This is a genomic window from Azohydromonas lata (genome assembly GCF_034427735.1).
In the GTDB taxonomy this organism is placed as follows: domain Bacteria; phylum Pseudomonadota; class Gammaproteobacteria; order Burkholderiales; family Burkholderiaceae_C; genus Azohydromonas; species Azohydromonas lata.
In genome coordinates this window covers 94,320-108,730 of sequence record NZ_JAXOJX010000016.1, presented here as the reverse complement: position 1 = coordinate 108,730, position 14,411 = coordinate 94,320, and the positions used below count along the sequence as shown (strand labels likewise).

The 14,411-nt window shown below is 69.8% G+C and carries 10 protein-coding genes; 4 read left to right on the top strand and 6 right to left on the bottom strand.

The features are described from left to right. The 6 genes from SM757_RS12155 to SM757_RS12130 form a co-directional block, all read right to left on the bottom strand. The coding region (locus SM757_RS12155) for a CARDB domain-containing protein (RefSeq protein WP_322465646.1) at positions 1-4,186 on the bottom strand (4,186 nt) is incomplete at its 3' end. A 286-nt stretch (positions 4,187-4,472) separates the two neighbouring features. Continuing rightward, positions 4,473-6,089: a gamma-glutamyltransferase family protein gene (locus SM757_RS12150; protein ID WP_322465645.1), complete on the bottom strand. Its 1,617-nt coding sequence runs from the start codon at positions 6,087-6,089 to the stop codon at positions 4,473-4,475. A 149-nt stretch (positions 6,090-6,238) separates the two neighbouring features. Beyond that, positions 6,239-7,753 (bottom strand): tripartite tricarboxylate transporter permease, encoded by a 1,515-nt coding sequence (locus SM757_RS12145; RefSeq protein ID WP_322465644.1) that lies wholly within the window; start codon positions 7,751-7,753, stop codon positions 6,239-6,241. Positions 7,754-7,757: 4 nt separating this feature from the next. Continuing rightward, positions 7,758-8,231 carry a tripartite tricarboxylate transporter TctB family protein gene (locus SM757_RS12140; protein WP_066332736.1) on the bottom strand — a complete coding sequence of 158 codons (474 nt, stop codon included), beginning with the start codon at positions 8,229-8,231 and terminating at the stop codon, positions 7,758-7,760. A gap of 154 nt (positions 8,232-8,385) precedes the next feature. Next, entirely contained in the window at positions 8,386-9,159 is a 774-nt protein-coding gene (locus SM757_RS12135) for a spermine/spermidine synthase domain-containing protein (protein ID WP_322465643.1), read from the bottom strand. A gap of 88 nt (positions 9,160-9,247) precedes the next feature. After that, positions 9,248-10,087, bottom strand: coding sequence for a TatD family hydrolase (locus SM757_RS12130; protein WP_322465642.1), 840 nt, complete (start codon positions 10,085-10,087; stop codon positions 9,248-9,250). 67 nt (positions 10,088-10,154) lie between these two features. Between SM757_RS12130 and SM757_RS12125 the strand changes: the two genes are divergently transcribed. The 4 genes from SM757_RS12125 (at position 10,155) to SM757_RS12110 (ending at position 14,388) form a co-directional block, all read left to right on the top strand. Further along, positions 10,155-11,240, top strand: coding sequence for a S1C family serine protease (locus tag SM757_RS12125; protein WP_322465641.1), 1,086 nt, complete (start codon positions 10,155-10,157; stop codon positions 11,238-11,240). 87 nt (positions 11,241-11,327) lie between these two features. Beyond that, complete coding sequence (locus tag SM757_RS12120) at positions 11,328-12,335, top strand: AAA family ATPase (protein WP_066332721.1); 1,008 nt, start codon at positions 11,328-11,330, stop codon at positions 12,333-12,335. After that, positions 12,328-13,314, top strand: coding sequence for a DUF58 domain-containing protein (locus tag SM757_RS12115; protein ID WP_066332718.1), 987 nt, complete (start codon positions 12,328-12,330; stop codon positions 13,312-13,314). The genes SM757_RS12120 and SM757_RS12115 overlap by 8 nt, the downstream gene beginning before the upstream one ends. A gap of 30 nt (positions 13,315-13,344) precedes the next feature. After that, complete coding sequence (locus SM757_RS12110) at positions 13,345-14,388, top strand: VWA domain-containing protein (protein WP_066332774.1); 1,044 nt, start codon at positions 13,345-13,347, stop codon at positions 14,386-14,388. Positions 14,389-14,411 lie beyond the last annotated feature (23 nt).

The window sequence follows — 14,411 nt, the reverse complement described above, 5'->3', positions numbered from 1 at the left end:
ACTGCGCCGTCTGCGCCGCCGCCGGGCCGTTGTTCTGCACCCGCACCAGGAAGTCGAAGCCTTCCAGCGGCTGCGCCGTGGCCTGCGCCGTGGCCGTGCCCGTGGCCACCGCCGCCTTGCTCAGCACCTGCACGTCGGCCGCGGACGCGGCGCCGACGGTGATGCTGCCGCTGCTGAAGTTGTTGCCCGCGGCCGGGTTGCTGCCGCCGTCGGTGTCCGGCGTGCCGGTGGTGACGATGCTGGCCGTGTTGTTGAACGCCGTGCCCGCCGCCGGGCTGCCCGTCAGCCGCACCGGAATGCGCACCGAAGCCGTGCCATTGGCCGGCATGGTGGTGATGGCGCAGGTGAACGCGGTGGCGCCGGCCGTGCCCGTGCACGTGGGCGCCGCCGGCACGAAGGTGCCCGCCGTCACCGTGAACACCGGCGTGCCGGTGAGCTCCATGCCCACGGGCAGCGCGTCGGCGAACTGCACCGTCTGCGCCGCCGCCGGGCCGTTGTTCTTCACCTGCACCAGGAAGTCAAAGCCCGCCAGCGGCTGCGCCGTGGCCTGCGCCGTGGACGTGCCCGTGGCCACCGCCGCCTTGCTCAGCACCTGCACGTCGGCCTGGTTACCCACGGTGATGCTGCCGCTGCTGAAGTTGTTGCCCGCGGCCGGGTTGCTGCCGCCGTTGGTGTCGGGCGTGACGGAGGTGACCAGGCTGGCCGTGTTGGTGATCACGGTTCCACCGGCCGGGCTGCCGCTGAGCGTCACCGGAATGCGCACGCTGGCAGTGGCGCCACTGGGCATGAGCGCGATGGTGCAGCTCACGGAGGTGCCGCCCGCCGCGCCCGTGCACGTGGGCGCCGCAGGCGTGAACGTGCCACCGAGCACGGTGAACACCGCAGGGCCGCTGAGCACCAGGTTGCCGGGCAGGTTGTCGGTGAAGACTGCCGTGTCGGCGTCCGACGGGCCGTTGTTGCGCAACTGCACCAGCCAGTCAAAGCGCTGGGAGGCGGGGACCGTGGTGATGGCGGTGGCGGTGTCGGTGGACACCGCCGTCTTGCTCACCACCTCGAGGTCCGAGCGCAGGCGAACCTTGGTGCTTTCGCTGACGCTGTTGTTGCCCGTCTGGGTTTCGTAGGCGTTGAGCGCGGCGTCGCTGAAACTGACGGCGGCCTGGTTGACGTAATCGCCCTGGGCCGCGGCGCGCAGCTTCACGCGCACCGTGGCGGTGACGGTTTCACCGGTTGCCAGCGCACCTGCCGTGCCCAGCGACGGGATGTTGCAGGTGATGGTGCCGCCGGCCTGGCCCACCGCGACGCCGGCGAGCGTGCAAGTCACGTTGGAGGGCGACTTGGACACGATTTCCACGAAGGTCGGCGACCCCACGGCGCTGGGCAGCGTGTCCACGAGCCGGACGTTTTCCACCGCGGAGGCGCCGTTGTTGGTCACCGTCACCGTGTACGTGATGTTGTCGCCGGGAACGGCCGGGTCGATGTCGTCGCTCTTGTTGACCAGCAGGTCGTAGCTGGGCAGCAGGATGGGCGTGTCGCGGTTGAACGTGTTGTCGGCGGGGTTGGTGTCCGGCAGCGAGCTGGTCACCGTGGCGGTGTTCCTGATGGTGCTGCCGCGCAGGGTGGCCGTCGGCCGCACGGTGAGCGTGACCGTCTGCGTGACGCCCCGGCCCATCGAAGTCCACGTGCACGTCACTTGGCGCGCGGAGGCCGCCCCGCTGGTGGCCACGCCAATCGTGGCCGTGGTGGTGCAACTGCCCGTCGTGGACGGGACACCGGGAGAGTCGAAGATCGTGGGCACGGCCAGCAGCACCACGCCCTCGGGCAAGGTGTCCGTCATCACCACGTTGCTTGCGACGCTGGTGCTCGCAACGGCGTTGGTGACCGTGATGGTGTAGGTCAGCAACTGCCCCGCCGCCACGGACGCGGGGTTGGCCGCCTTGCTCACGCTCAGGTCCACGCCGCCGGACATGTAGGCCGGCGTCGAGGCCACGGTGTTGTTGGTCTTGGCGGGATCGGCGTTGTCCGGCGCCCACGCGGACAAGTTCGAGTTTTGAACCGTGAATTGGGCGGAGGCGTCGGTCTTGTAGTGATAGATCGACACCTGAATGCGCGGACAGGTGCTGCCGGCGGTGCACACGGGCAGCGACGTGATGGTGCAGGCCAGGTTCACGTTGGGGCTGGACGCGAACGGACGCGCCAGCGTGCAGCTGCCCACCGTGGCATTGCCGGCAATGACGTTGACCGTTGCCGGCGCCTCGGCAAACATGGCCGCCTCGAAGGTGTCGGCCACGGCCACGTTGGTGGCCGTGGACGGCCCGGCGTTGGTGACCTCGATCTCCCACAGGATGGGCTTGCCGGCGTCCTGGCGGTTGCCGGTGGTGGCGCCCGCGCCCACGACCTTCTTGGTCACGCCCACGTCGGCCTGGTTCGACGTGTCCTGCGAGGCCACGCCCACGCCGGCGCAGTTGTTGCCGGCCACGGGATCGGCAATCGCGCCGTCCAGCTCCACGCACATGGTGTTCGTGAGCGTGGGGTTGGCGAGGGTGGCCCCGGCGAGCAGCGTGATGGCCGGCGTATCCGCGCCCATGGCGATGGCCGGGGCGGACGCGGTGGACGTGCAGGTGATGACGACGGGGCCCGCGGTCGCGTCCACCGGCGCGGTCTTGTCGCACGTCATGAGCAAGGCGTTGCTGGCGTTGCGCGGCAACTGGATCTGGTCCACGCGCATGCCCATGGGCACCGTGTCCACCAGCCTGAACGTGCTGCCCGCCGGGATGGCTTGCGGGCCCAGGTTCTTGGCCTTGATGTTGTACTGGATGGTCTGGGTGTTGAGGGTCGTGCCGGACCCGTTGGTGGTGATCAGGGGAATGGCACCCTGCTTCTGGCCAACGGTGCCCTTGACGGCCTGGAGATCGGCGCCGGTGTTGCCGGTCACGTTGGCCGTGGCCGTGCCTTCCGCGCTCGCTGCGCCGGTGGCGCTCAGGGTGGCCCGGTTGGTGACGCCGCCCGTCACCGCGATGGCCTTCACCGGCAGCGTGATCGTGCCCAGCAACTGGTTGGCCGTGGTGGTGCCCGACGGCGCCACGTTGTTGCGGGTGCAACTCATGGTGGCGCCCGCCGCGCCGGCGGCGCCGCAAAGGGGCATGGCGCTGCAGGTCCAGCCGCTGGAGGGCGTGGGCTGGCTGACGGCGCAAAAGGTCGACGGCAGCGGGTCCACCAGGGTGGCGTTGAGCGGGAAATCGCCGCTGTAGCGGGCGGTGAAGGTATAGGTGAACTGGTCGTTGAGCTGCAGCGAATTCGTCAGGGGCGTCTTGGCCAGCGAGAGCGTCGTGCCGGGGAGGACATCGACGTTGGTGCTGGCCAGGTTGTTGTCCGTGTAGCCGTCGGCGACGCTGCCTCCGGCGGCCACGTCGGCGGTGTGCGCGATGGAAGAGCCGCCGGCGGCGATGACCAGGCCGGTGATCGTGAACCGGTAGGAGGCCCCGGAAGCCAGTGTTCCGCGCGTGCAGGTCAGCGAGCCGCCTGCCTGCGTGCAGCCCGAGGGCAAGGTGCTGACCACGAAGCGGGGGTGCACGGTGAAGGTCACCGTGGACGACTGGGACGCATCGGGGCCGTTGTTGGTGACGACCACTTCAACGGCTTGCGTGGTGCCGGACGTGACCGTGCTGCCGGCGAGCACTTGCAGGCCCAGGTCCGCCCCGGCGTTGACGGTGGTGAGCTGGCTCACCGCCGTGGTCGGGTCGGAGAGGTCGGTCTGGGCCTGGACCGTCGTGGTGCCCTGCGCCAGCGGCCGCACGTAAAGCTGCAGCGAAGCCACGGTATCGGCGGCGATGTCGAACCCGCTGCAGCTCAGCGTGCCCGGTCCGGCCTGGCCCACCGTCATGCCGCTGCAGCTCGTGTTGGCCGGCACGGAGCCCATGCCCCCATAGGTGGCGCCCGCCGGAATCACGAAGTACACGCCGACGTTGGTGCGCGCCACGCCGGGAAGCGCTTCGGCTACGCGCGCCGTGTAGGTGATGCGCCCGTTGGCCGACGCAGGGTCCGGCGAATCCGTCAGGCCCGCGATGTACAGCGCCGCCTGTGCCGCACCGGTAAACAGCACCCCCACCGTAAACAGCCACAACGCGCGAACCAGGCGGGTGAACGACGTCAAATCGAAGCGGTGCAGAAAACGGCGGGCGAACGGCATCGTGCTATTTCTTCAGGCCAAGACCCTCCCTGCACTCGGAAGAAAGCATTTCAAAAACACAGTTTTGGGAGTGCCTCGGCACACGGCCGTCGCGCGGCCGCGTGATTTCAGTGCAACAAGTTTTTCAAGACAAAACTTTGCACACACGACACAACTTTATGGCCCGGAGGATTAACGCCCGGTGGCACGAAAGGGAAAACTTTCGGACATGCTGCCAAACCTCACGAATTTGCTTCGAAAGTGTTGGGGGCAGGACAAAGCTCTGTTGCGCGCCAGCCGCAAAAAGTTAATAGCCCACGGCTGCGCCGTCGCGGCGCGTATCGCTGGCCGCGACATAGCCGTCGACTGACGGGTCGCCCAAGCGCCAGATGAACTGTCCGGCGCCGAAATCCTGGTAGCTGTCTTCGATGAGCTCGATGCGGTGGCCCCGCGCGACGAGGCCCTGCACGGTGCCCATCGGCATCGAGGACTCGATGTTGAGAGACAGGCCCGAAAAAATTCGCCAGCGCGGCGCGTCGCAGGCGGTTTGGGGGTTCTGGCCGTGGTCGAGCATGCGCACCAGCGTCTGCAACTGGCCCTGCGGCTGCATGTTGGCGCCCATGACGCCAAAGCTCATCACGGGCTGGCCGTCGCGGGTGAGGAAGCCGGGGATGATGGTGTGGAAGGGCCGCTTGCCCGGGGCCACGGCGTTTGGGCTGGCCTCGTCCAGGCTGAAGGCGTGGCCGCGGTTTTGCAGGCTCAAGCCCCACTGCGGCAGCACCACGCCGGAGCCGAAGCCCAGGTAGTTGCTCTGGATGAAGCTGACCATCATCCCCTGCTCGTCCGCGGCCGTGAGGTAGATGGTGCCGCCGCGCATGGGATGGCCGGCGCCGAAGTCCTGCGCGCGCGCCGGATCGATGAGCCGGCTGCGTTCGGCCAGGTAGGCCGGGTCGAGCAGGTGCTCGGCCGTGCACTCCATGCAGTCGGCTTCGGCCACGAAGCGGTAGACGTCGGCGAAGGCCAGCTTCATGGCCTCGATCTGCAGGTGGTGGCCTTCGGCGCTGTCCGCTCCGAGGGCGCGCAGGTCGAAGCGCTGCAGCATGCCCAGCGCCATGAGCGCGGCCAGGCCCTGGCCGTTGGGCGGGATCTGGTGCAGGCGGTGGCCGCGGTAGTCCTGGCCCACCGGCTCCACCCATTGCGGCGCGTAGGCCGCGAGGTCTTGCACCGTCAGCGCGCCGCCGCCCTCGCGCGCCGCGGCGGCCAGGGCCTGCGCGATCTCGCCGCCATAGAGCGCCTGGCCGCCGGTGTCGGCGATGGCGCGCAGCGCGCGCGCGGCGCCGGGCATGGCAAAGCGCTCGCCCACGTTGGGCGCCCTGCCCTGCGGCAGGAAGGTGGCGGCAAAGCCCGGCTGGGAGGTGAGCTCCGGCAATGCCGCGGCGGCCTGCCACTTTTGCTGGACGACCACGGGCACGGCGTAGCCGCGCTCGGCGATGTTCACGGCCGGTGCCAGCACGCGCGAGAGCGGCAGCCGGCCAAAGCGCTGCGACAGCGCCACCCAGGCCGAGACGGCGCCGGGCACGGTGACGCTGTCCCAGCCGCGGCGTGGCGGCGTGGTGGCGTCGGCGCCGTAGCGGGCCTTGAAATAGTCCGGCGTCCAGGCCGCGGGGGCGCGGCCGGAGGCGTTGAGGCCATGAAGCCGCGTGCCGTCCCAGAGGATGCAAAAGGCGTCCGACCCCAGCCCGTTGCTGCAGGGCTCCAGCACCGTCATGGCCGCGGCGGCGGCCACGGCCGCGTCCACCGCGTTGCCGCCGGCGGCCAGCATGCGCAAGCCCGCCTGCGCGGCCAGCGGGTGCGAGGTGGCCACGACGTTGCGCGCGAACACGGGCAGCCGCGGCGTGAGGTAAGGGTTGGCGTAGTCGAACATGGCGCGGCTCCGTCTCTTGGTGGGACTGCAGCGATGGTGGGCAGCGCGCATGCCTTGCCCGGCATGCCCCTTCCCCGGTGTGCAGCGCACAAGCAAAAAGGGCCGCACAAGGCGGCCCGCAAGGGAGAGAAAGAGGAACAGAAGCCGGGTCAGTCGGCGTCCTGGAACGCCACTTCGCGCTTGTTCTTGATGGAGGGCAGCATCACCACCACCACCATCGCCAGCGCGGCCAGCAGCAGGCCGGCGGACAGCGGGCGGGTCATGAAGGTGCCCCACTCGCCGCGCGACAGCAGCAGCGCGCGGCGCAGGTTCTCTTCCATCATGGGGCCCAGGATGAAGCCCAGCAGCAGCGGCGCGGGTTCGCAGCCGAGCTTGTAGAACAGGTAGCCCACCACGCCGAAGATGGCGGCGATGTACACGTCGAAGTTGTTGTTGTTGAGCGTGTACAGGCCGATGGCGCAGAAGGTCATGATGGCCGGGAACAGGAAGCGGTAAGGCACGGTCAGCAGCTTGATCCAGATGCCGATGAGCGGCAGGTTCAGGATCACCAGCAGCAGGTTGCCGATCCACATCGAGGCGATCAGGCCCCAGAACAGCTCGGGGTTGCTGGTCATGACCTGGGGGCCGGGCTGGATGCCCTTGATGGTCATGGCTCCCACCATCAACGCCATCACGGCGTTGGGCGGGATGCCCAGCGTCAGCATGGGGATGAAGCTGGTCTGCGCGCCGGCGTTGTTGGCGGCCTCGGGGCCCGCCACGCCGCGGATGTTGCCTTGGCCAAAGGGCACTTCGCCCTTGCGGCCGCGGGTCTTCTTTTCCACCGTGTAGGCGGCAAAGGAGGCCAGCAGCGCGCCGCCGCCGGGCAGCACGCCCAGGATGGAGCCCAGCGCGGTGCCGCGCAGCACGGCGGGAGCGGCGTCCTTGAAGTCCTGCTTGGTCGGCCACAGGCCGCTCACGCTCTTGGTGAAGACCTCGCGGTGCTCGGCCGGGCGGCCGAGGTTGGAGATGATCTCGCCGAAGCCGAACACGCCCATGGCGATGGCCACGAAGCCGATGCCGTCGGTGAGCTCAGGGATGTCGAAGCTGTAGCGCGGCACGCCCGAGATCACGTCGGTGTTGATCTGGCCCAGCAGCAGGCCCAGCAGGATCATGGCGATGGCCTTGACCAGCGAGCCGGAAGCCAGCACCACGGCGCCGATGAGGCCCAGCACCATGAGCGAGAAGTACTCGGCCGGGCCGAACTTGAAGGCCAGCTCGGTCAGCGGCGGCGCGAAGGCCGCGATGATGATGGTGCCCACGCAACCGGCGAAGAAGGAACCCAGGCCGGCGGCGGCCAGCGCGGGGCCGGCGCGGCCCTTGCGCGCCATGGTGTAGCCGTCGATGGCCGTCACCACGGAGCTGGATTCGCCGGGCACGTTGATCAGGATGGCGGTGGTGGAGCCGCCGTACTGCGCGCCGTAGTAGATGCCGGCCAGCATGATCAGCGCCGGCGTGGCGTCCAGCGAGTAGATGCTGGGCAGCAGCATGGCGATGGTCGCCACGGGGCCCAGGCCCGGCAGCACGCCGATGAGCGTGCCCAGGATGGCGCCGCCCAGCGCCCACATGATGTTGGTGAAGGTGAAGGCGACCTGGAAACCCAGGCCCAAGTTGTTGAGCAGATCCATGTGATCAGCCTCCGGTGGCCGCGCCGAACGTCGGCCACAGCGGGATGGTGAGGTTCAGGCCGTAGATGAAGATGGCCCAGCTGCCCACGGTCAGGATCACCGCGTTGAGCAGCGCCTCCTTGAGCTTGAACTCGTCGCTGGCACTGGCCGACATCACGACCAGGATGGGCAGCGAGATGAACATGCCCAGGCGCGGCAGCAGCACGCCGAACAGCGCCACGGAGCCGATGATGATGAGCAGCGGCCGCCAGGAGAAGGCGCCGATGGGCTCGCCGTCCTCGGTGTCCTTGGTCAACGACTTGAACAGCACCATGCCGCCGAGCACGGCCATGAGCAGGCCCAGGCCGAAGGGGAAATAGCCCGGACCCGGGCGTGCGGACTGGCCGAAGCTGTAATTCGTTGCGCCCCAGGCGAAGCCCAGGCCTACGGCGACGAACATCAGTCCGGACCAGAAGTCCTTCTGACTTTTTATCTTCACGGGTTGTCTCCTGTACCGAAGTGCGGCGGATTCTAGGAATCGCCCCCTGGGTCTTCGCTGTGGATTCCACGTAAGCGCGAGCACGGACGGTGCGCGCCGCGCCGCCACCCCGGTGGAGGCCGTGAAAAATTGCCGCGGCCCTTGCCGCCGCGGCTCAGCCGGGCAGGCGCAGCGGCCGCACCAGGCGCAGCCACTTCGGCGCAGGCAGGCCGAACCGCTCCCGTATGTGCTCGGCGCGCGCGATGAGGGTGTCGCGGTCGGGCACCTCCACGCCGCGCGCGGCCACGACGATGGTGTTGCCCTCCTTGGTGGGCGCCAGGTGCCACACCTGCTCCAGGCCAAAGGCGGCGGCGATGCGCGCGGCGCTGGCGTCGAAGCTGGCGTCGCGGCCGAAGAGGTTGACGGTCATGAGCCCGCCGTCGGCCAGCACGCCGCGGCAGTGGGCGTAGAAGGCCTCGTCGTCGAGCACGGGGGCGGCGGCCTCGTGGTCGTAGAGGTCCACGTTGAGCACCTGCACGGTGCCCAGGTTTTGCGGGTCGGCCACCCAGCGCGCGGCGTCCTCGTGCAGCACGGTCAGCCTCGCGTCGTTGTCGGGCAGGTGGAACCACAGGCGGCAGGCGTCTATGACGGTGGCGTTGAGCTCCACGGCGGTGGTGGGCATCTTGAGCGCCTGGTGGCAAAAGCGCGTGATGGCGCCCGCGCCCAGGCCCAGTTGCACGGCGCTGCCTTCGGTGAGCTCCTGCGTTGGGCGCCAGAGCATCCAGGCCATCATGCGCTGCACGTATTCGAGCTCTATCTGCTGGGGCTTGCGCACGCGCATGGCGCCCTGCACCCACTCCGTGCCCAGGTGCAGGTAACGCACGCCGGCGTATTCGGAGATGGTGGCGCCGGCTTGCGCCTGTCGAGCCGGGGATTTCTTGCTGGCCATGGATCAATGCGCCGGGTCTGCGCCGTTCTGGTGTATGCGGGCCGCGAGTGTGCCCCGGCCGGCCGGGGGCGGCGGCGCCGGCGCGGGCTCAGGCCAACAAATCCGCCAGCCGCGGCAAGGCGGCGCGGGCATTGGCGGCCGTGGCGGCGGCGGTCTCGGCGGCGTCCCAGCCGCGCAGCCCGCCCAACGTGAGCGCGATGCGCGGCAGCTCGGCGGGCTCGTTGCGCGCGCCTGTGGGCTCGCCTTCAGCCCGTCCGTCGGCGCGGCGGTACAGCCACTGCGGCGGGATGTCGGGCGCGTCGGTCTCCAGCACCAGCGCGTCGGCCGGCAGCCCGGCGGCCAGGCGGCGTATCTGCAAGGCGCGCTCGTAGGTCATGGCGCCGCCAAAGCCCAGGCGCACGTCCAGGTCCAGGAAGGCATGGGCCTGCTGCGCGCTGCCGTTGAAGGCGTGGGCGATGCCGCCGCGCACGCCCGCGCGGCGCAGGTGCATCAGCACCCGGTCCACCGAGCGGCGGCTGTGCAGCAGCACGGGCAGCGAAAGCTCGCGCGCCAGCGCCAGTTGCGCGGCGAGCAGGTCCTCCTGCAGCGCGCGGTCCAGCCCGGGGACGAAGAAATCCAGGCCGATCTCGCCCACGGCCACCAGGCGCGCATCGTCGCGGTGGCGGTACAGGCTGTCCCGCAGCGCCTGCACCGCATTCGCGCCGGCGTCGTGCACGTACAGCGGGTGGATACCCAAGGCGTAGGACAAGCCGTGGCGATGTGCCAATTCGCGCACGGTTTCGAAGTTGCCGGGCGCCACGGCCGGGAGCACGATTTGCTTCAGACAAGCATCGCGTGCGCGCTGCACCACCGCGTCGCGATCGGCTTCGAACTCGGCGGCATCCAGATGGCAGTGGGTGTCTATCCACGGCAAAACAGCGTTGGCCATGCGCCGATGATGCCTGAGCGAGGATCGTGCTACTGTGGGGCCGCATTGCTGCACGCAGGGGGCGCAGATGAACGGGCGCAGGTCGAACCGGACACCGCTTTACAGCCACTCCAGCCGGGTTCGCCCGCCTGCAGCGGATTCCCCTCAACCCGCACCGGCCGCCGGGCCCGCCGCCAAGCCGGCACTGGCTGCGCACGGCGCCGCCGCAGCCGGCCGTTCCACCGCCGCCGCATCCACCACGTCTGCCGCTGTGCCGCCCAAGCGCCGCCTGGCGCTGCCGGCCTGGGGCTGGGCGCTGGCAGGCGCGCTGTTCGTGGGCGGCCCGCTGCTGGCCTGGGAAGCCTCGCGGCCCGCGCCGCAGGTGATCACGCAAAAGCACATCGACCTCGCGGTGAAGAAGGCGCTGGAAACCCAGCCGCTGCCCTCCCCGGCGGCCAAGGCCTACGAGAAGATCCGCGGCTCCGTGGTGCGCGTGGTCGGCCTGGATGACGACGGCCCCGTGGCCGACGCTTCCGGCCCGGGAAGCAGCAACGGCAACGGCAACAACGGCGTGGTGAAGCCGGACGCCGGCGGCAAGAAGGCCGTGGCCGGCGACGCGCCCGCGCACGGCGGCCACGAGGTGGGCGTGGGCAGCGGCGTGGTCATCGTGGACAGCGGGCTGATCCTGACCAACCTGCACGTGGTCAGCGGCGCGCGCCGCGTGCAGGTGGTGTTCTCCGACGGCTTGGAGTCCGAGGCCACGGTGGTCAACGTCATGCCGGAAAACGACCTGGCCGTGCTGCGCGCGCAGCGCATCCCCGACGACCTGCAGGCCGCCACGCTGCGCTCCACGGCCGACCTGCATCCGGGCGAGCGCGTGACGGCGGTGGGCTTCCCCTTCGGCATCGGCCCCACGGTGTCCTCCGGCGTGGTGTCGGGGCTCAAGCGCGAGTTCCGCTCGCCGGAAGGCAAGCAGGTGCTGTCCAACCTCATCCAGTTCGACGCCATGGCCAACCCGGGCAGCTCCGGCGGGCCGCTGGTGACGGACGACGGCGAGGTGGTGGGCATCGTCACCGCCATCCTCAACCCGGTGCAGCAGCGCTTCTTCGTGGGCATAGGCTTCGCCGTGCCCATAGAGAACGCCGCCGGCGGCGCGGGGCTGCCACCTTTCTGACGGCAAGAACGCCCGGCCTCGCGCCGGGCGTTTGCCTTTCGTTCACACCAACGTTTCCTCGATTCTTTTTTCCACGGGAGGATTCCGATGCTCGGCAGCAACAGCGAAACCGCAGCCCTGATGGAGCGCGTGCTCTACGAAGTCAAGCGTGTCGTGGTCGGCCAGGACCGCTTCCTGGAGCGCGTGCTGGTGGCCATGCTCTCGCAGGGCCACCTGCTGGTCGAAGGCGTGCCGGGCCTGGCCAAGACGCTCACCATCAAGACGCTGGCGCAGACGCTGCGCGGGCAGTTCAAGCGCATCCAGTTCACGCCGGACCTGGTGCCGGCCGACCTGGTGGGCACGCGCATCTACAACCAGAAGACGGGCGACTTCAGCACCACGCTGGGCCCGGTGTTCACCAACTTGCTGCTGGCCGACGAGATCAACCGCGCGCCGGCCAAGGTACAGAGCGCACTGCTGGAGGTGATGCAGGAGCGGCAGGTCACCATTGCCGGCACCACGCACCGCGTCCCGGAACCCTTCCTGGTGATGGCCACGCAGAACCCGATCGAGACCGAGGGCACCTATCCGCTGCCGGAGGCGCAGGTGGACCGCTTCATGATGAAGGTGCTGGTGGATTACCCGACGGAAGAGGAGGAGTTCGTCATCGTCGAGCGCGTCACCGGCGCGCCGGTGGAGGTGCAGCCGGTGGCCACCACGCTGCAACTGGCGCAACTGCAGCAGGCCTGCCGCGGCTTGTACGTGGACCCGTCGCTGATGCAGTACGCCGTCAAGCTCGTCTCGGCCACGCGCGACCCGGCCCGCGCGGGCCTCTCCGACCTGGGCCGCTACATCACCTTCGGCGCCAGCCCCCGCGCGACCATCAACCTCGTGGAAGGCGCCCGCGCCCTGGCCTTCCTGCGCGGGCGCACCTACGTGCTGCCGGACGACATGGTGGACATCGCCGCCGACGTGCTGCGCCACCGCCTGACGCTGAGCTACGAGGCACTGGCCGAGGGCATCAGCGCCGACGCCATCATCGGCAAGGTCATGCAGAAGCTGCCCGCGCCGGACAAGCCGCTGGAAGCCCGCGCCCAGCTCGCCGCCAATGGCTGATCGCGCGCCTTCAGCCAACAAGGCGCCGGCCGCGGCCCAAGCCGCGCCCGCCCTGCCTGGCGACAACGCCGAGGCGCTGCTGCGCCGCCTGGAGTGGAGCACCATCCGCCGCCTGGACGGCTGGCTGCAGGGCGACTACCGCACGCTCTTCCGCGGCGAGGGGCTGGACCTCGCGGACCTGCGCGAGTACCAGCACCACGACGACGTGCGCCGCATCGACTGGAACGTCACCGCGCGGCTGCAGCAGCCCTACGTGCGCGAGTACACCGAGGACCGCGACATCGCCGCGTGGTTCCTGCTGGACCTGAGCCCCTCGGTGCACTTCGGCTCGCGCCGGCGCAGCAAGGCGCAGGTGGGGATCGAGTTCACCGGCGTGATCGCGCGGCTGCTGGCGCGCCGGGGCAACCGCGTGGGCGCCCTGCTCTACGGCAGCCGCGTGGACACCGTGCTGCCCGCGCGCGGCGGGCGGCTGCAGGTGCTGGAGCTGCTGCAGCGGCTCATGAACCGTCCCGCCCCCGTGGCCATGCCCGGGGGCACGCGGCTGCAGGAGCTGCTGCAAGGCGCGCTGCAGCAGTTGCGCCGGCGCTCGCTGGTGTTCGTGCTGTCCGACTTCTTCAGCGAGCCGGGCTGGAGCGAGCCGCTGGCGTCGCTGGCCATGCGCCACGAGGTCGTCGCGGTGCGCCTCTATGACCCGCTGGAGCTGGATTTGCCCGATATCGGGATGGTTTATATCCAGGACGCCGAGACGGGCGAGCAACTGATGGTGGACACGCATGCCAAAGGCTTTCGCCAGCGCTTTGCCACCGCGGCGCGGCGGCGCGAGGCCGAGCTGCGCACGGGGCTGGCGCAGGCGGGCGTGGACACGCTGGAAATGGCCACCGACGAGGACCTGGCCGAGGCCATCGTCCGCTTCGTTCACCTGCGGCGCCAGCGCAGCCGACTGGCCGCCGGCAGCGTCAAGCCGCGGGCGCATTACTGAATACGACAGGGATAGCCGGGAGTAGCGATGATGAATTTCCTGTGGCCCTCGCTGCTGTGGACGCTGCTGCTGCTGCCGCTGCTGGTGCTGCTGTACCTGTGGCTGCTGCGTCGGCGAAAGCAGGCCGTGCTGCCCTATGCCGACCTGGGGCTGGTGAAGCAGGCGCTTGGGCGCGGCAGCGCCTGGAAGCGCCACGTGCCGCCGCTGCTGCTGCTCGTGTCGCTGGCGGCGCTGCTGCTGGCCTCGGCGCGGCCCACGGCGGTGATGACGCTGCCGCTGGCGGAGCAGACCATTATCCTGGCCATGGACGTTTCCGGCAGCATGCGCGCCGCCGACGTGCAGCCCACGCGGCTGGCGGCGGCGCAAAACGCTGCCAAGGCCTTCCTCACCGACCTGCCGCGCGACGTGCGCGTGGGCGTGGTGGCCTTTGCCGGCACGGCCGCGGTGGTGCAGGCGCCGACCTTCAGCCGCGAGGACGTGGTGGCCGCGATTGACCGCTTCCAGCTCCAGCGCGCCACGGCCATAGGCAGCGGCATCGTGCTGTCGCTGGCCACCATCTTCCCGGACGCGGGCATAGACCTGAGCCAGGTCACCGGGCAGCGGCCCATGCCGCAGGCGCTGGGCGAGAACAACGGCAATGAAGCCAAGCCGCGCGACTTCAAGCCGGTGGAGCCGGGCAGCTACGCGTCGGCCGCCGTCATCCTGCTCACCGACGGGCAGCGCACCACGGGGCCGGACCCGGTGGAGTCCGCCCGCATGGCCGCCGAGCGCGGCGTGCGCGTCTACACCGTGGGCATTGGCACCAAGGAGGGCGACACCATTGGCTTCGAGGGCTGGAGCATGCGGGTGCGGCTGGACGAGGAAACGCTCAAGACCATCGCCGACCTCACCCGCGCCGAGTACTTCTATGCCGGCACCGCGGCCGACCTGAAGAAGGTGTACGAGACGCTGTCCTCGCGCCTGGTGATGGAGAAGAAGGAAACGGAGATCACCGCCCTCTTCGCCGCGCTGGGCGCTGCGCTGGCGCTGGCCGCGGCGGCGCTGTCGCTGTGGTGGTTCGGCCGGGTGATGTAGGCCCGGTTGCGGTTGGCGATCCG

Coding starts and splice junctions, on each gene's coding strand:
- SM757_RS12150 (WP_322465645.1), bottom strand. CDS start 6,089: ATGTTCGACTACGCCAACCCTTACCTCACGCCGCGGCTGCCCGTGTTC.
- SM757_RS12145 (WP_322465644.1), bottom strand. CDS start 7,753: ATGGATCTGCTCAACAACTTGGGCCTGGGTTTCCAGGTCGCCTTCACC.
- SM757_RS12135 (WP_322465643.1), bottom strand. CDS start 9,159: ATGGCCAGCAAGAAATCCCCGGCTCGACAGGCGCAAGCCGGCGCCACC.
- SM757_RS12130 (WP_322465642.1), bottom strand. CDS start 10,087: ATGGCCAACGCTGTTTTGCCGTGGATAGACACCCACTGCCATCTGGAT.
- SM757_RS12125 (WP_322465641.1), top strand. CDS start 10,155: ATGAACGGGCGCAGGTCGAACCGGACACCGCTTTACAGCCACTCCAGC.
- SM757_RS12120 (WP_066332721.1), top strand. CDS start 11,328: ATGCTCGGCAGCAACAGCGAAACCGCAGCCCTGATGGAGCGCGTGCTC.
- SM757_RS12115 (WP_066332718.1), top strand. CDS start 12,328: ATGGCTGATCGCGCGCCTTCAGCCAACAAGGCGCCGGCCGCGGCCCAA.
- SM757_RS12110 (WP_066332774.1), top strand. CDS start 13,345: ATGAATTTCCTGTGGCCCTCGCTGCTGTGGACGCTGCTGCTGCTGCCG.